Origin of the sequence: Citrobacter sp. Cpo069 (genome assembly GCF_030332785.1) — a bacterium.
GTDB classification, from domain to species: Bacteria; Pseudomonadota; Gammaproteobacteria; order Enterobacterales; family Enterobacteriaceae; genus Citrobacter; species Citrobacter portucalensis.
The window spans coordinates 48,193-64,431 of the sequence record NZ_JAOWHD010000044.1 but is presented as its reverse complement, the minus strand read 5'-3'; the positions used below and the strand labels follow the sequence as shown (position 1 = coordinate 64,431).

The window sequence follows — 16,239 nt, the reverse complement described above, 5'->3', positions numbered from 1 at the left end:
GCCACCGGGCAATTGAGTTAGAGACAATCACGATTCACTGCACGTTTCAGGAACCATCGCCCATGACACAGACGTTAAGCCAGCTTGAAAACAGCGGCGCTTTCATTGAACGCCACATCGGACCGGACGCCGCGCAGCAGCAAGAGATGCTGAATGCGGTTGGCGCCGAGTCGTTAAACGCGCTGATCGGCCAGATTGTGCCGAAAGACATTCAGCTCGCAACCCCGCCACAGGTGGGCGAGGCGGCGACCGAATACGCTGCGCTGGCTGAATTAAAAGCCATCGCCGGGCGTAACAAGCGCTTCACGTCCTACATTGGCATGGGCTACACCGCCGTGCAGTTGCCACCGGTTATTCTGCGTAACATGCTGGAAAACCCAGGTTGGTACACCGCATATACGCCGTATCAGCCGGAAGTATCCCAGGGACGACTGGAAGCTCTGCTGAACTTCCAACAGGTCACGCTGGACCTGACGGGCCTGGATATGGCTTCTGCTTCTCTGCTGGATGAAGCCACTGCGGCTGCTGAAGCCATGGCGATGGCCAAACGTGTCAGCAAACTGAAAAATGCTAACCGTTTCTTTGTGGCGGCTGATGTTCACCCGCAAACGCTGGACGTGGTTCGCACCCGTGCAGAAACCTTTGGCTTTGACGTCATTGTTGATGACGCGGCGAAAGCACTGGATCACCAGGATGTGTTTGGCGTGCTGTTGCAGCAGGTTGGCACCACCGGTGAAGTGCATGACTACAGCAAACTGATTGCCGAGCTGAAATCCCGTAAAGTTGTGGTCAGTGTCGCTGCCGACTTTATGGCGCTGGTACTGCTGACTGCGCCGGGCAAACAGGGCGCGGATATTGTTTTCGGCTCTGCGCAACGCTTCGGCGTACCGATGGGTTACGGCGGCCCACACGCGGCATTCTTCGCCGCTAAAGACGAATTCAAACGCTCCATGCCAGGCCGTATTATCGGCGTATCGAAAGATGCGGCGGGCAATACCGCACTGCGCATGGCGATGCAGACTCGCGAGCAGCATATCCGCCGTGAGAAAGCGAACTCCAACATTTGTACCTCGCAGGTTCTGCTGGCCAACATCGCCAGCCTGTATGCCGTTTATCATGGTCCGGTTGGCCTGAAACGTATCGCTAATCGCATCCACCGCCTGACTGATATTCTGGCGGCCGGTTTGCAACAGAAAGGGCTGAAGCTGCGCCATGCGCACTACTTCGACACTCTGTGTGTTGAAGTGGCTGACAAAGCGGCTGTTCTGGCGCGTGCCGAAGCGGCAGAAATCAACCTGCGTAGCGATATCCATAACGCGGTAGGTATTACGCTCGATGAAACCACCACCCGTGAAAACGTGGTGCAGTTGTTCAATGTTCTGCTGGGCGACAGCCACGGTTTGAATATCGATACGCTGGATAAAGATGTGGCGCTCGACAGCCGTTCCATTCAGGACAGCATGCTGCGTGACGATGCGATCCTCAGCCATCCGGTGTTTAATCGCTATCACAGCGAAACCGAAATGATGCGCTACATGCACTCGCTGGAGCGCAAAGATCTGGCGCTGAACCAGGCAATGATCCCGCTGGGTTCTTGCACCATGAAGCTGAACGCTGCCGCCGAGATGATCCCTATCACCTGGCCGGAATTCGCTGAACTTCACCCGTTCTGCCCGCCAGAGCAGGCAGAAGGTTATCACCAGATGATCGGCCAGCTTTCCGAGTGGCTGGTAAAACTGACCGGTTATGACGCCGTCTGCATGCAGCCGAACTCCGGCGCGCAGGGCGAGTATGCGGGTCTGCTGGCGATTCGTCACTATCACGAAAGCCGTAACGAAGGCCATCGCGATATCTGTCTGATCCCGGCTTCTGCCCACGGCACCAATCCGGCATCTGCACAGATGGCGGGGATGCAGGTTGTGGTTGTCGCGTGTGATAAGAACGGCAACATCGACCTGGACGATCTGCGAGCAAAAGCAGAACAACATGCTGCGAATCTCTCCTGCATCATGGTGACCTATCCGTCTACTCACGGCGTGTATGAAGAAACGATCCGTGAAGTGTGCGACGTTGTGCACCAGTTTGGCGGCCAGGTTTACCTTGATGGCGCGAACATGAACGCTCAGGTTGGGATCACCACGCCGGGCTTTATCGGCGCAGATGTCTCGCACCTCAACCTGCATAAAACATTCTGCATTCCGCACGGCGGCGGCGGCCCAGGTATGGGACCGATTGGCGTCAAATCACATCTGGCACCGTTTGTACCGGGTCACAGCGTAGTGCAGATTGAAGGAATGCTCACCCGTCAGGGCGCAGTTTCAGCGGCGCCGTTCGGTAGCGCATCCATTCTGCCAATCAGCTGGATGTACATCCGTATGATGGGTGCAGAAGGTCTGAAGCAGGCAAGCCAGGTAGCTATCCTTAACGCTAACTACATTGCCAGCCGTCTGAAAGATGCTTATCCGGTACTGTATACTGGTCGCGACGGTTGCGTGGCGCATGAATGTATTCTCGACATTCGCCCACTGAAAGAAGAGACCGGCATCAGCGAACTGGATATTGCCAAGCGTCTGATCGATTACGGTTTCCATGCGCCGACCATGTCATTCCCGGTCGCGGGTACCCTGATGGTTGAACCGACTGAATCTGAAAGCAAAGTGGAACTTGATCGCTTTATCAATGCGATGCTGGCAATCCGCGCTGAAATCGATCGCGTGAAAGCCGGTGAATGGTCACTGGAAGATAACCCGCTGGTTAACTCACCGCACACGCAAAACGAGCTGGTCGCGGAGTGGAATCACGGTTATAGCCGAGAAATCGCCGTCTTCCCGGCTGGTGTGGCGAACAAATACTGGCCGACCGTGAAACGCCTTGATGATGTTTACGGTGACCGTAACCTGTTCTGCTCCTGCGTGCCGATGAGCGAATATCAGTAACTTTTCCGCGCAGTAAAGCTTTTGTAGGCCGGGTAAGGCGAAGACGCCTCCCGGCTTTTTCATATCTGGAGGTATCCATGGGAATCGCATTGGTTACTGGCGGCAGTCGCGGCATCGGGCGGGCAACCGCGCTGCAGTTAGCGCAAGAGGGTTACACGGTTGCGGTTAACTTTCATCACAATATCCGTGCGGCAACGGAGGTGGTGAATACCATTGCCGCTGCCGGGGGAAAGGCGTTTGCTCTACGGGCTGATATCAGCGATGAAAGCCAGGTTGTGGCAATGTTTGAATGCATTGACCGCGAAGGTGAACCACTGTCTGCGTTAGTTAATAATGCCGGGATTTTGTTTGAACAGAGCACGGTGGAAAGCCTAACCGCCGAAAGAATTAACCGCGTGCTGGCGACCGATGTTACCGGCTATTTTTTGTGTTGTCGGGAAGCGGTAAAGCGCATGTCTTTCAAACACGGAGGGCAAGGCGGGGCGATTGTGAATGTGTCTTCGGCGGCATCGCGGCTTGGTGCGCCATTCGAATATGTTGATTACGCGGCCTCAAAAGGCGCTGTGGACACGCTCACCACCGGCCTTGCGCTGGAGGTTGCGGCGCAAGGGATCCGCGTAAACTGCGTGCGACCTGGTCTTATCTACACTGAAATGCACGCTTCAGGCGGCGAGCCGGGAAGGGTCGATCGCGTGAAATCGATGTTGCCTATGCAGCGCGGCGGACAACCGGAGGAGGTCGCGCAGGCGATTACCTGGCTGCTGAGCGAGAAGGCGTCGTACGTAACGGGCAGTTTTCTGGAACTGGCTGGCGGGAAGTAGGGTTTAATCGCCGGTTGGCGCTACGCTTATCCGGCCTACGGGAATTTAATCTGTAGGCTGGATAAGGCGTTTACGCCGCCATCCGGCAAAAAATCAAAGTTTCTCGCCGTTGCTGGCAATCACCGCTTTGTACCAGTTAAAACTTTTCTTGCGTGAACGCGACATATCGCCGGTGCCGTCGTCGTGTTTGTTCACGTAGATAAAGCCGTAGCGCTTGCTGTACTGACCGGTGGTGAACGAGACACAGTCGATGCAGCCCCACGGCGTGTAGCCCATCAGGTCTACGCCATCATACGTTACCGCTTTCATCATCTCTTCAACGTGGGCGCGCAAATAGTCGATGCGATAGTCGTCGTTGATGCTGCCGTCTTCTTCCACTTTGTCGTAGGCACCAAATCCGTTTTCTACGATAAATAGCGGTTTCTGATAGCGCTCATACAGTTCGCATAAGGCGTAACGCAGACCGACCGGATCAATCTGCCAGCCCCAGTCGGACGCTTTTACGTGCGGGTTCGGTACGCTGCCCTCAAAACCAGAAATGGCATCGCCGCTGCCGCCTTCCGCTTTTACCGCGTTGGTCATGTAGTAACTGAATCCGAGATAGTCACAGGTGCCTTCACGCAGGATTTGCTCATCTCCGGCTTCCATTCGGATGTTGAATTCGCGGCGTTCCCACTCGTTCAGTACATATGATGGATAGTAGCCGCGCAGTTGAACGTCGGTGAAAACGTAGCGCTCACGCATCGATTCCTGCGCGAACATCACATCTTCAGGCTTACAGGAGAACGGGTAAAGTGGCACCATCGCCAGCATGCAGCCGACTTTCATTTCCGGGTTGATGCGGCGTGCGGCTTTCACTGCCAGAGCGCTGGCCACGAACTGGTGATGCAGCACCTGGTACATGGTTTCTTCCGGGTTTTCATGCTCGGTATACACCACGCCGGAGCAGCAATAACCAAACAGCGGTGCGCGCCAGTTGCGCTGGTTGTTGATCTCGTTAAAGGTCATCCAGTATTTGACCTTGTGCTTGTAGCGCTCAAAAACGACTTCAGCAAATCGGACAAAGAAATCGACGACTTTACGATTGGTCCAGCTACCGTATTGTTGAACCAGGTGCAGCGGCATTTCAAAGTGGGAAAGGGTGATGACCGGTTCGATGTTGTACTTCAGCATTTCATCGAACATGTCGTCGTAGAACTTTAGCCCTTCTTCATTCGGCTGGCTTTCGTCCCCTTTGGGGAAGATACGGGTCCAGGCGATTGAGGTACGGAAGCATTTGAAGCCCATCTCGGCAAACAGCTTGATGTCTTCTTTGTAATGACCGTAAAAATCGACGGCTTCGTGGTTGGGGTAGTACTTACCGGGCTCAACTTCCTGAGTGATTTCTCGCGGAACGCCGTGTGCCCCTCCGGTCAGTACATCGCAAATGCTGGGGCCTTTGCCACCTTTGTTCCAGCCGCCTTCAACCTGGTGCGCCGCAACCGCGCCACCCCATAAAAAATCTTTTGGTAAGGTAAGTTTTTTCATCTGCGCTCAGTCTCAAATTAATACAATCTGATTTTGAGTCTAACAAAGGAAAGATAAATGTCACGATATAACAAAATAGCGCTAATGTGATTTGTTACATCCAAAAAACAGATTGTTTTTTTACGCTATTCTTTTCGCCAACTTGCGGCCGAGTGATTCCAGAATATAAATAACAGGGATCTGCGTGGTTATATCGTATACCCCGGCAATGCGCGTCTGTGGAACGTGCCAGGAGAGATTAAAGTCAGCCAATTTGGCCAGCCGCGAATGTTCATGACTGGTGACAGACAGAACCTTACAGTTATGCAGGCTGAACTGGCTGGCAAAGCGCAGGATCTCTTCTGTTTCACCGGAAACAGAAAGCACGATCGCCAGCGCGTTTCTGGTCATGTCATTCGTTACCGGGAAATAAGGGTCATCAATGTGATTACTGAATTTTCCAACGTTTGAGAAAAAACGTGCGCCATATTTGGCTAAGGCTCCGGATGTTCCCGCCCCAACGAATATAATACGCTCGGAAGATAATATAATATCAACAGCCTGATCGAGCAGATTATCGAACTCATCGTTATTAACGCCTTTAAAGAAGCTGATAATTTCGCTAGCACCGAAATTAGCCTGTTGCGGTTCATTCTGCTCTAAATATAATTTGAAGCGCACGCGAAATTCTGAGTAACCTTCACACTTAAGCTTGCGGCAAAAGCGCAGTACGGTGGTAGTGGAAACCCCCACGGCATCGGCCAGTTCGCGAATGGTCATGTACATGACTTTGTCACGGTTTTTGATGACATAGTTGTAGACCAGCATCTCAAGATTGTTGAGACTGGCGATGGCAGCGTGGGAGAACATACTCACAATGGCAAAACTCACTCATCAGACTTCATCTACAGGGAATAATAACATGCAGCCAAATGACATCACTTTTTTTCAGCGTTTCCAGGATGACATTCTGGCCGGACGCAAGACCATCACTATTCGTGACGAGTCTGAATCACACTTCAAAGCCGGGGACATTTTACGGGTTGGGCGCTTCGAAGATGACGGTTACTTCTGCACGATTGAGGTTGTTGGCACCTCAACCGTCACGCTGGATACGCTGACGGATAAACATGCCCAGCAGGAAAACATGACGCTTGAAGAACTTAAACGTGTCATTGCCGAGATTTACCCGGATCAGACGCAATTTTATGTGATTGATTTTAAATGCCTTTGATTTTAATAGTACGCATGTTAGCTGAAATTTAAAAACTAATACTATGATTTTTAATGGTAAATATTTATCTGATAATTATTTTAGCTAACAGGTGTTCACTGGAACCATTCTCAGTTACGCTAGAGGAGCAATCACGATAGGGTTCGTTTCTCGGGAGTAAGTTATGGTTCAGAAGCCATTAATCGCGCAGGGATATTCGCTGGCAGAGGAAATAGCCAACAGCATCAGTCACGGTATCGGGCTGGTGTTTGGGATTGTCGGACTGGTGTTGTTGCTGGTTCAGGCAGTGGATACCAATGCCAGCGCTATGGCGATTACCAGCTATAGCCTGTACGGCGGCAGCATGATCCTGCTGTTCCTCGCCTCAACCTTGTATCACGCGATCCCCCATCAGAGAGCGAAAGTCTGGCTGAAAAAATTCGACCACTGTGCGATTTATCTGCTGATTGCCGGGACCTATACGCCATTTCTGCTGGTGGGGCTTGATTCGCCGCTGGCTCGTGGGTTGATGATTGTTATCTGGAGCCTGGCGCTGCTCGGTATTTTATTCAAACTGACCATCGCACACCGGTTTAAAATTCTGTCGCTGGTGACTTACCTGACAATGGGCTGGCTTTCGCTGATTGTGGTGTATCAACTGGCGGTGAAGTTGGCGGCGGGAGGCGTGACGTTGCTGGCTGTTGGCGGTGTGGTGTATTCGCTGGGCGTAATTTTCTACGTCTGTAAGCGTATTCCTTATAACCATGCGATCTGGCACGGTTTTGTGCTGGGCGGCAGCGTTTGCCACTTCCTGGCGATCTATCTGTACGTGGGGCAACACGCATAGATTCAGTGCAACCCCGGGGGCGGCGTAAACGCCTCGCCCGGGCTGTATTTTGTTGGCCGGACGAGGCAATGCCGCAATCCGGCGGCCTGTGCCGAATTGCCTAATGGCGCTGCGCTTATCAGGCCGACCAATTACTCTTCGTCTAACGAATATGGCAGCGGTACGATACGCAGCGTTTTTGCGTCGTCACGGACGCGGAACACGCTGTCGGCCTCCATGTCGTTATTCATCACAACCTGCACCAGTACCTGACCATCGGCCAGTTGTACTGCGGCAAGTACGGTACCAGTACGACGCCAGTTCTCGCCCATTTTTAATTCAAGGTCTTCGCCAGCTTCCGGTACTCGACCGGCGGCACCCGCCAAAGTCCACATGGCGCGTTTGTTGGCTCCGCGGAATTTTGCACGAGCCACCATTTCCTGACCGGTGTAGCAGCCTTTTTTAAAGCTGATCCCGCCCAGAGCCTGCAGATTGGTAGCCTGTGGAATAAACTGTGCACTGTTGGCTGTATCAATAACGGGGATACCCGCTTCGATATCCAGCGCCAGCCACTGCTGGCTGTTATTTAACTCAGCTTCGCCACGCAGCTTTTCAACCAAGGTTTCTGCTGTGGTGGCATCAACGATCAGCAGAAAACGTTCGGCAGGGTGTTCGAACCACAATACCGTGGAGGCACCTTCGGTAATGACCTGCTTATCACTGTTCGGTAATTCGCTAAAGAGATTGGCCAGCGCTGCACGTGCCTGGAATCCCGCTACGCCCAGCAAGACGCGCTCGTCGTCTGGGGCGATCGCCACCTTCGAGAAGACCGCGTATTTTTTCAGCTCAGTGAGCTGCGCATCACGCAGGCTACGGCGCTCAAGCCATGCAAAACCGTCACCCTGGCGGAACAGACGCAGGTTGCTCCACATTTTACCTTTGGCGTCACAATGTGCAGCCAACAGGTGCTGATGCTCGGTCATCTGGCTGACATCCGCCGTGACCTGACCCTGAATATACTTCTCACTGTCGACACCGGTGATGGTGGCGAGCGCCCAGTCATCGAGCGTCATTAGCGTCAGAGGTAAACGCGTTGACGCAAAAGGCTGGCGAGGAGGAAAAGATGTAAAAGCCATAATAATGTCCTGATTTGCTTAACGCAGTGATGATGACTAATGGTAAAAGAGCTATGGGCCATTGCAAGCGGTTTAAACAGGCTATTTGTGCCATATATTGTGCTTTGCGAGGAGACATCCAAAATTGGTGAATCCTTTGGCTTAATAAGGTTTTATTTAGCGAGCGAGCTTCAGTTTACTGATATTCCCGTAAAAAGAGCGGGAAAAACACGTTACAATAGCGGGATACTTCGTTTTCGCGAGACAGGGAGAAGAACATGGATATTAACAACAAAGCACGTATTCATTGGGCATGCCGCCGCGGTATGCGCGAGCTGGACATCTCGATCATGCCGTTTTTTGAACATGAATATGACAGCTTAAGTGACGAAGAAAAACGTATCTTCATCCGTCTGCTAGAATGTGATGATCCAGATTTATTTAACTGGTTGATGAATCATGGGAAACCAGCTGATGAGCAGCTGGAACAGATGGTGCGACTTATCCAGACACGGAATCGGGAACGTGGTCCAGTGGCAATCTGATTTACGCGTATCATGGCGCGCGCAGTGGCTTTCACTGCTAATTCATGGGCTGGTCGCGGTGTTTATTTTATTGATGCCCTGGCCATTGAGCTACACCCCATTATGGCTGGTTTTGCTCTCTCTGGTGGTGTTCGATAGCGTTCGCAGTCAGCGTCGAATCAACGCCTGTCAGGGTGAGATTCGGCTATTGATGGATGGCCGTCTGCGCTGGCAAGGGCAAGAGTGGTCTATCGTTAGCGCCCCCTGGATGGTTAAAACAGGTATGATGCTACGCTTGCGATCTGATGCCGGAAAACGTCAACATTTGTGGCTGGCAGCAGACAGTATGGATGATGCAGAGTGGCGGGATTTACGGCGGTTGATGCTGCAAAAGGCGAAGCAAGGGTAACGCATGACACATGCCTGATGGCGCGCAGCTTGAAGGCCAACAGTTAGGTGCGTCATGCAGGCCGGATAAGGCATTTACGCCGTCATCCGGCAAATCGGTTATCAGGACCAGTGCTCGGCCATTTCCCCAAGAATTTGCTCGCACCAGGCCTGAATGCGTTCATCGCTGAGATCGTACTGGTTCGTCTCATCCAGCGCCAGGCCAACAAACAGCTGTCCATCAGCAATGACGGGTTTATCGCTGGTGAATTCGTAGCCTTCTGTGGGCCAGTAGCCGACAAACTTTACACCTTTGGTGATCAGTTTATCGTGCAGCATACCCAACGCATCCAGGAACCATTCGCCGTATCCCAACTGATCGCCCATACCGTAAAGCGCGACAATCTTGCCCTCCAGGTTGAGGTCGTCCAGTTGCTCCCAGACCGCTTCCCAGTCCTCCTGAATTTCACCGAAATCCCAGGTTGGGATGCCCAAAATGAGCACGTCATATTGCTCCATTAGGGTCGGGGAATCGTCTTTGAGGTTGTGCAGTGTCACCAGTTCGGGACCCAGGATATCGCGGATTTTTTCTGCTGCCATTTCGGTGTAGCAGGTGCTGGAACCGTAAAAAAGACCCATGTTCATGACGTAAACATCTCAATTCTGCTGTAGCGTTGCGGGTAGTGTAACAGAATCGCCGCATTCACGGCACAATGAGGCATAATGCATCAAAAATGAGAGTGGAATAAGGGGCGCGAGTGGAACAGGATCTGGCGCGCATCGAGCAGTTTCTTGATGCCCTGTGGCTGGAACGAAATCTGGCGGAAAACACATTAAGTGCGTATCGTCGCGATCTGACCATGCTTGTGGAATGGTTACATCACCGCGGCGCTTCGCTTGCGACCGCGCAAAGTGATGATCTGCAAGCCTTGCTGGCTGAGCGGATGGATGGAGGGTATAAAGCCACCAGTTCCGCACGTTTGCTCAGTGCGACGCGACGTTTTTTTCAGCATCTGTACCGCGAAAAATATCGCGAAGATGACCCCAGCGCCTCGCTTGCATCACCTAAACTTCCGCAGCGCCTGCCTAAAGATCTCAGCGAAGCGCAGGTTGAGCGGCTGCTACAAGCGCCGCTTATTGAGCAACCGCTGGAGCTACGCGACAAAGCCATGCTGGAAGTGCTGTATGCAACAGGCCTGCGCGTGTCTGAACTGGTAGGACTGACGATGAGTGACGTCAGCCTGCGTCAGGGTGTGGTACGGGTGATCGGTAAAGGTAACAAAGAGCGCCTTGTCCCGTTGGGTGAGGAGGCTGTGTACTGGCTGGAAACATACCTGGAGCATGGGCGTCCATGGTTGCTCAACGGTGTATCGATTGATGTGCTGTTTCCTAGTCAGCGGGCGCAACAGATGACCCGTCAGACCTTCTGGCATCGTATCAAACACTATGCTGTGTTGGCGGGAATCGACAGCGAAAAGCTGTCACCGCACGTCCTGCGGCACGCGTTTGCCACGCATCTGCTCAACCATGGCGCAGACCTGCGCGTGGTGCAGATGCTACTGGGGCATAGCGATCTCTCGACAACGCAAATTTATACTCATGTCGCAACGGAGCGCTTGCGGCAACTACATCAACAGCATCACCCGCGAGCGTGAGTGCTGACAGTATAGGATAGGCTATGAAAAAACGTTTTATGATGTTCACCCTGCTGGCGACGGCGTTTTCCGGCATGGTACATGCAGACGACGCGGCAATTCGTCAGTCATTAGCAAAGCTGGGTGTGCAGAGCACCGAGATTCAACCTGCTCCGGTTGCGGGCATGAAAACCGTACTGACCAATAGCGGCGTGCTGTACGTTACCGAAGACGGTAAACATATTATCCAGGGACCGATGTACGACGTGAGCGGCGCAAGTCCGGTGAATGTCACCAACCAACTGCTGATGAAGCATCTGAACGCGCTGGAAAAAGAGATGATCATCTACAAAGCGCCGCAGGAAAAACACGTCATTACCGTTTTCACCGACATCACTTGTGGTTACTGCCACAAGCTGCATGAAGAGATGAAAGATTACAATGCGTTGGGGATCACCGTACGTTATCTGGCCTTCCCACGTCAGGGGCTGGACAGCCAGGCTGAGCAAGACATGAAGTCTATCTGGTGTGCTAAGGACAAAAACAAAGCCTTTGACGACGCGATGACTGGCAAGGGCGTGAAAGCGGCGACCTGTGATGTGGATATCGCTAACCACTATGCGCTGGGCGTACAGTTTGGCGTCAGCGGTACACCGGCGATTGTGCTGAGCAATGGCTATGTCGTACCTGGTTATCAGGGCCCGAAAGAGATGAAAGAATTCCTCGACGCACATGCAAAACAGACCAGCGGTAAATAATTCGCGTGAAACAACAGATACAACTTCGTCGGCGTGAAGCCGACGAGACAGCCGAGCTGCCTGATGACTTGCCGCCATTGTTGCGTCGTTTATACGCCAGTCGCGGTGTACGTAGCGCGCAGGAGCTTGAGCGTAGCGTCAAAGGAATGCTGCCGTGGCAGCATTTAAACGGTGTCGAAAAGGCGGTTGAGATCCTCTACAACGCCTTTCGTGCGGGAACTCGCATCATCGTTGTTGGCGATTTCGATGCCGATGGCGCGACCAGCACGGCGCTAAGCATCCTGGCGATGCGCGCGTTGGGCTGCAGTAACGTTGACTACCTGGTGCCAAATCGTTTTGAGGACGGTTATGGTTTAAGCCCGGAAGTCGTTGATCAGGCCTATGCCCGTGGTGCTCAGCTGATTGTCACCGTAGACAACGGCATCTCGTCTCACGCGGGTGTCGAACATGCCAGAACGTTGGGGATCCCGGTCGTTGTGACCGATCACCACCTGCCAGGGGATACGCTGCCGGGCGCGGAGGCGATCATCAATCCTAACCTGCACGACTGTGAGTTCCCGTCGAAATCGCTGGCAGGCGTTGGTGTAGCCTTCTATCTGATGCTGGCGCTGCGCACTTTCCTGCGTGACAAAGGCTGGTTTGATGAGCGAGGCATTGCACCGCCGAATCTGGCGGATTTGCTCGATCTGGTTGCGCTTGGCACGGTGGCGGACGTAGTACCGCTGGATGCCAATAACCGCATTCTGACGTGGCAAGGCTTAAGCCGTATCCGTGCTGGAAAATGCCGCCCTGGTATCAAAGCGCTGCTGGAGATTTCCAATCGCGACCCCCTAAAGCTGGCAGCCAGTGATTTAGGTTTTGCCCTCGGGCCACGGCTGAATGCGGCGGGGCGTCTGGACGATATGTCCGTTGGCGTAGCGCTGTTGCTGTGCGACAACATTGGTGAAGCGCGCGTGCTGGCCAATGAGCTGGACGCACTCAACCAGACGCGCAAAGAAATTGAGCAGGGTATGCAGGCCGAAGCGCTTACCCTGTGTGAAAAGCTGGAACGCAGTAGCGATACGCTTCCGGGCGGCCTGGCAATGTATCATCCCGAGTGGCATCAGGGCGTTGTGGGGATTCTGGCATCGCGCATTAAAGAGCGATTCCATCGTCCGGTGATAGCGTTTGCCCCGGCAGGTGATGGTACTCTCAAAGGCTCCGGGCGTTCGATTCAGGGGCTGCACATGCGTGATGCGCTGGAGCGCCTGGACACCCTTCATCCGGGCATGATCATCAAGTTTGGCGGTCACGCCATGGCGGCGGGGTTATCGCTTGAAGAGGCGCAGTTTGAGCGTTTCCAGCAGCGTTTTGGCGAACTGGTTACCGAGTGGCTGGATCCCGCCTTACTGCAAGGTGAAGTGGTGTCGGATGGCCCACTGAGCGCAGCGGAGATGACCATGGAGGTCGCACAAATGCTGCGCGATGCCGGACCGTGGGGACAAATGTTCCCGGAACCGCTGTTTGACGGGCATTTCCGTTTGCTCCAGCAGCGTCTGGTCGGTGAGCGTCATCTGAAGGTAATGGTGGAGCCCGTAGGCGGTGGTCCGCTGCTGGACGGCATTGCGTTTAACGTCGATACCACCTGCTGGCCGGACAACGGCGTGCGCGAAGTTCAGCTTGCCTACAAACTGGATATTAATGAGTTTCGCGGCAACCGTAGTTTGCAGATTATAATCGACAATATCTGGCCACTTTAGCGTCACTAATCGCTATAAAAAAGGGCGTGGATTAGTTACAATCCCGCTCTTATCACCGCATTTTGACTAGTCCAATAAAAGAAATCAGACAATGTTTGAAATTAATCCGGTAAATAACCGCATTCAGGACCTCACGGAGCGCTCTGACGTTCTTAGGGGGTATCTTTGACTATGATGCCAAGAAAGAGCGTCTGGAAGAAGTAAACGCCGAGCTGGAACAGCCGGACGTATGGAACGAACCCGAACGCGCGCAGGCGTTGGGTAAAGAGCGTTCTTCTCTTGAAGCCATCGTTGATACGCTCGATCAGATGAGCCAGGGCCTGGAAGATGTCTCCGGCCTGCTGGAACTGGCTGTAGAAGCCGACGACGAAGAAACCTTTAACGAAGCCGTAGCAGAACTCGACACACTGGAAGATAAGCTGGCCCAGCTGGAATTCCGTCGTATGTTCTCCGGTGAATATGACAGCGCAGATTGCTATCTCGATATTCAGGCAGGTTCTGGCGGTACGGAAGCGCAGGACTGGGCAAGCATGCTGATGCGCATGTATCTGCGTTGGGCTGAAGCGCGCGGCTTCAAGACTGAAATTATTGAAGAGTCTGAAGGTGAAGTGGCGGGTATTAAATCCGTAACCATCAGAATTGCTGGCGAATATGCGTACGGTTGGCTGCGTACTGAAACCGGCGTACACCGTCTGGTTCGTAAGAGTCCGTTCGACTCCGGCGGACGTCGCCATACGTCGTTCAGTTCTGCGTTTGTTTATCCGGAAGTTGATGATGATATTGATATCGATATCAACCCGGCGGATCTGCGTATTGACGTTTACCGTGCCTCCGGTGCGGGTGGTCAGCACGTTAACCGTACGGAATCTGCGGTGCGTATTACCCACATCCCGACTGGGATTGTGACGCAGTGTCAGAACGACCGTTCCCAGCACAAGAACAAAGACCAGGCCATGAAGCAGATGAAAGCGAAGCTTTATGAACTGGAAATGCAGAAGAAGAATGCCGAGAAACAGGCGATGGAAGACAACAAGTCAGATATCGGCTGGGGTAGCCAGATTCGTTCTTATGTCCTTGATGACTCCCGCATCAAAGATCTGCGTACCGGGGTTGAAACCCGTAACACGCAGGCGGTGCTGGATGGCAGCCTGGATCAATTTATCGAAGCAAGTTTGAAAGCAGGGTTATGAGGAACCAACATGTCTGAACAACACGTACAGGGCGCTGACGCGGTAGCCGACCTTAACAATGAACTGAAAACGCGCCGTGAGAAGCTGGCGAGCCTGCGTGAGCAGGGGATCCCGTTCCCGAACGATTTCCGTCGCGATCATACCTCAGACCAACTGCATGCTGACTTCGACGCGAAAGAAAACGAAGAGCTGGAAGCGCTGAACATTGAGGTATCCGTTGCTGGCCGTATGATGACCCGTCGTATTATGGGTAAAGCATCATTCGTTACGCTGCAGGACGTTGGCGGCCGTATTCAGCTGTACGTTGCTCGCGATGACCTGCCTGAAGGCGTCTACAACGAGCAGTTCAAAAAATGGGATCTGGGCGATATCCTCGGCGCGAAAGGTAAGTTGTTCAAGACCAAGACCGGTGAGTTGTCTATTCACTGCACCGAACTGCGTCTGCTGACCAAAGCGCTGCGCCCGCTGCCGGACAAATTCCACGGTCTGCAGGATCAGGAAGCGCGCTATCGTCAACGTTACCTGGATCTCATCTCTAACGATGAATCCCGCAATACCTTTAAAGTGCGTTCACAAATTATGGCTGGCATCCGTCAGTTCATGGTGGGTCGCGGCTTTATGGAAGTGGAAACCCCGATGATGCAGGTGATCCCTGGCGGTGCCGCTGCGCGTCCGTTCATCACCCATCATAACGCGCTGGATCTGGATATGTACCTGCGTATCGCGCCGGAACTGTACCTCAAGCGTCTGGTGGTTGGCGGCTTCGAACGCGTATTCGAAATTAACCGTAACTTCCGTAACGAAGGCATCTCTGTTCGCCATAACCCAGAGTTCACCATGATGGAACTCTACATGGCTTATGCGGACTACAAAGATCTGATCGAACTGACCGAATCGCTGTTCCGTACGCTGGCGCAGAACGTTCTGGGAACGACTGAAGTGCCTTACGGTGAAGAAGTCTTCGACTTCGGTAAACCGTTCGAAAAACTGACCATGCGCGAAGCGATTCAGAAATACCGTCCGGAAACCAACATGGCCGATCTGGATAACTTCGACTCTGCAAAAGCGATTGCTGAATCTATCGGCATCAAAGTTGAGAAGAGCTGGGGTCTGGGCCGTATCGTGACCGAGATCTTTGAAGAAGTTGCGGAAGCGCACCTGATTCAACCGACCTTCATTACCGAGTACCCGGCAGAAGTTTCTCCGCTGGCGCGTCGTAATGACGAAAATCCGGAAATCACTGACCGTTTCGAATTCTTCATCGGCGGACGTGAAATCGGTAACGGTTTCAGCGAGCTGAACGATGCGGAAGATCAGGCGCAGCGTTTCCAGGATCAGGTTAACGCTAAAGATGCGGGTGATGACGAAGCAATGTTCTATGACGAAGACTACGTTACCGCTCTGGAACACGGTCTGCCGCCGACTGCGGGTCTGGGCATTGGTATCGACCGTATGGTTATGCTGTTCACCAACAGCCACACTATCCGCGACGTGATCCTGTTCCCGGCGATGCGCCCGGTTAAGTAAGATGTGAAATGCCGGATGGCGGCTGACGCCTTATCCGACCTACGATTCGTTATGTAGGCCAGA

Annotated in this window: 15 protein-coding genes; 11 read left to right on the top strand and 4 right to left on the bottom strand. The window is 53.1% G+C overall.

The window, feature by feature from the left end; all coding sequences use genetic code 11:
- The first annotated feature begins 62 nt into the window (after positions 1-62).
- Together gcvP and OGY08_RS07600 are read left to right on the top strand one after the other, a co-directional pair.
- Positions 63-2,936, top strand: coding sequence for an aminomethyl-transferring glycine dehydrogenase (gene gcvP, locus OGY08_RS07605; RefSeq protein ID WP_241176420.1), 2,874 nt, complete (start codon positions 63-65; stop codon positions 2,934-2,936).
- A 77-nt stretch (positions 2,937-3,013) separates the two neighbouring features.
- Positions 3,014-3,757: an SDR family oxidoreductase gene (locus tag OGY08_RS07600; protein ID WP_286565853.1), complete on the top strand. Its 744-nt coding sequence runs from the start codon at positions 3,014-3,016 to the stop codon at positions 3,755-3,757.
- Between the two features lie 93 nt (positions 3,758-3,850).
- Here OGY08_RS07600 and bglA read toward each other — a convergent pair whose 3' ends face one another.
- Together bglA and OGY08_RS07590 are read right to left on the bottom strand one after the other, a co-directional pair.
- Complete coding sequence (bglA, locus tag OGY08_RS07595; protein ID WP_032944895.1) at positions 3,851-5,284, bottom strand: 6-phospho-beta-glucosidase BglA; 1,434 nt, start codon at positions 5,282-5,284, stop codon at positions 3,851-3,853.
- A 120-nt stretch (positions 5,285-5,404) separates the two neighbouring features.
- Positions 5,405-6,133, bottom strand: coding sequence for a MurR/RpiR family transcriptional regulator (locus OGY08_RS07590; RefSeq protein WP_125363309.1), 729 nt, complete (start codon positions 6,131-6,133; stop codon positions 5,405-5,407).
- Between the two features lie 52 nt (positions 6,134-6,185).
- On the opposite strand from OGY08_RS07590, the gene yqfB reads away from it, so the two are divergent.
- Both yqfB and trhA read left to right on the top strand, forming a co-directional pair.
- Positions 6,186-6,497, top strand: a complete 312-nt coding sequence (gene yqfB / locus OGY08_RS07585) for a N(4)-acetylcytidine aminohydrolase (protein ID WP_008785743.1) — start codon at positions 6,186-6,188, stop codon at positions 6,495-6,497.
- A 163-nt stretch (positions 6,498-6,660) separates the two neighbouring features.
- Positions 6,661-7,323, top strand: coding sequence for a PAQR family membrane homeostasis protein TrhA (gene trhA, locus OGY08_RS07580; protein ID WP_006686898.1), 663 nt, complete (start codon positions 6,661-6,663; stop codon positions 7,321-7,323).
- Between the two features lie 131 nt (positions 7,324-7,454).
- Here trhA and ygfZ read toward each other — a convergent pair whose 3' ends face one another.
- Positions 7,455-8,438, bottom strand: coding sequence for a tRNA-modifying protein YgfZ (gene ygfZ / locus OGY08_RS07575; RefSeq protein ID WP_008785741.1), 984 nt, complete (start codon positions 8,436-8,438; stop codon positions 7,455-7,457).
- 257 nt (positions 8,439-8,695) lie between these two features.
- Here ygfZ and sdhE point away from each other — a divergent pair, with 257 nt between their 5' ends.
- Complete coding sequence (sdhE, locus tag OGY08_RS07570; RefSeq protein ID WP_003825514.1) at positions 8,696-8,962, top strand: FAD assembly factor SdhE; 267 nt, start codon at positions 8,696-8,698, stop codon at positions 8,960-8,962.
- Entirely contained in the window at positions 8,943-9,350 is a 408-nt protein-coding gene (locus OGY08_RS07565) for a protein YgfX (protein WP_003825515.1), read from the top strand. Before sdhE ends, OGY08_RS07565 begins: the two co-directional genes overlap by 20 nt.
- A gap of 101 nt (positions 9,351-9,451) precedes the next feature.
- On the opposite strand, the gene fldB is transcribed toward OGY08_RS07565, so the two are convergent.
- The gene (gene fldB / locus OGY08_RS07560) at positions 9,452-9,973 is read right to left on the bottom strand and encodes a flavodoxin FldB (protein ID WP_003026933.1); all 522 of its coding nucleotides are present in this window, start codon (positions 9,971-9,973) and stop codon (positions 9,452-9,454) included.
- A gap of 113 nt (positions 9,974-10,086) precedes the next feature.
- Here fldB and xerD point away from each other — a divergent pair, with 113 nt between their 5' ends.
- From xerD to lysS, 5 genes are all read left to right on the top strand, one after another.
- A complete protein-coding gene (gene xerD / locus OGY08_RS07555) occupies positions 10,087-10,983 on the top strand; it encodes a site-specific tyrosine recombinase XerD (protein ID WP_003825519.1) in 897 nt (298 codons plus the stop codon).
- A 23-nt stretch (positions 10,984-11,006) separates the two neighbouring features.
- On the top strand, positions 11,007-11,720 hold the full coding sequence (dsbC, locus tag OGY08_RS07550; RefSeq protein WP_003825520.1) for a bifunctional protein-disulfide isomerase/oxidoreductase DsbC: 714 nt from the start codon (positions 11,007-11,009) through the stop codon (positions 11,718-11,720).
- Between the two features lie 5 nt (positions 11,721-11,725).
- Entirely contained in the window at positions 11,726-13,459 is a 1,734-nt protein-coding gene (gene recJ, locus OGY08_RS07545; RefSeq protein WP_125363287.1) for a single-stranded-DNA-specific exonuclease RecJ, read from the top strand.
- Positions 13,460-13,550: 91 nt separating this feature from the next.
- A protein-coding gene (gene prfB / locus OGY08_RS07540) for a peptide chain release factor 2 (protein WP_100194817.1) occupies positions 13,551-14,649 on the top strand; the annotation gives its coding sequence in 2 pieces (ribosomal slippage) (positions 13,551-13,625 and positions 13,627-14,649; 1,098 coding nt in all).
- 9 nt (positions 14,650-14,658) lie between these two features.
- The gene (lysS, locus tag OGY08_RS07535; protein ID WP_005123357.1) at positions 14,659-16,176 is read left to right on the top strand and encodes a lysine--tRNA ligase; all 1,518 of its coding nucleotides are present in this window, start codon (positions 14,659-14,661) and stop codon (positions 16,174-16,176) included.
- The last annotated feature ends 63 nt before the right edge of the window (positions 16,177-16,239 follow it).

Bases quoted from the DNA above. Each gene is read 5' to 3' on its own strand.
- gcvP (WP_241176420.1), top strand. From the start codon at position 63: ATGACACAGACGTTAAGCCAGCTTGAAAACAGCGGCGCTTTCATTGAA.
- OGY08_RS07600 (WP_286565853.1), top strand. From the start codon at position 3,014: ATGGGAATCGCATTGGTTACTGGCGGCAGTCGCGGCATCGGGCGGGCA.
- bglA (WP_032944895.1), bottom strand. From the start codon at position 5,284: ATGAAAAAACTTACCTTACCAAAAGATTTTTTATGGGGTGGCGCGGTT.
- OGY08_RS07590 (WP_125363309.1), bottom strand. From the start codon at position 6,133: ATGTTCTCCCACGCTGCCATCGCCAGTCTCAACAATCTTGAGATGCTG.
- yqfB (WP_008785743.1), top strand. From the start codon at position 6,186: ATGCAGCCAAATGACATCACTTTTTTTCAGCGTTTCCAGGATGACATT.
- trhA (WP_006686898.1), top strand. From the start codon at position 6,661: ATGGTTCAGAAGCCATTAATCGCGCAGGGATATTCGCTGGCAGAGGAA.
- ygfZ (WP_008785741.1), bottom strand. From the start codon at position 8,438: ATGGCTTTTACATCTTTTCCTCCTCGCCAGCCTTTTGCGTCAACGCGT.
- sdhE (WP_003825514.1), top strand. From the start codon at position 8,696: ATGGATATTAACAACAAAGCACGTATTCATTGGGCATGCCGCCGCGGT.
- fldB (WP_003026933.1), bottom strand. From the start codon at position 9,973: ATGAACATGGGTCTTTTTTACGGTTCCAGCACCTGCTACACCGAAATG.
- dsbC (WP_003825520.1), top strand. From the start codon at position 11,007: ATGAAAAAACGTTTTATGATGTTCACCCTGCTGGCGACGGCGTTTTCC.
- lysS (WP_005123357.1), top strand. From the start codon at position 14,659: ATGTCTGAACAACACGTACAGGGCGCTGACGCGGTAGCCGACCTTAAC.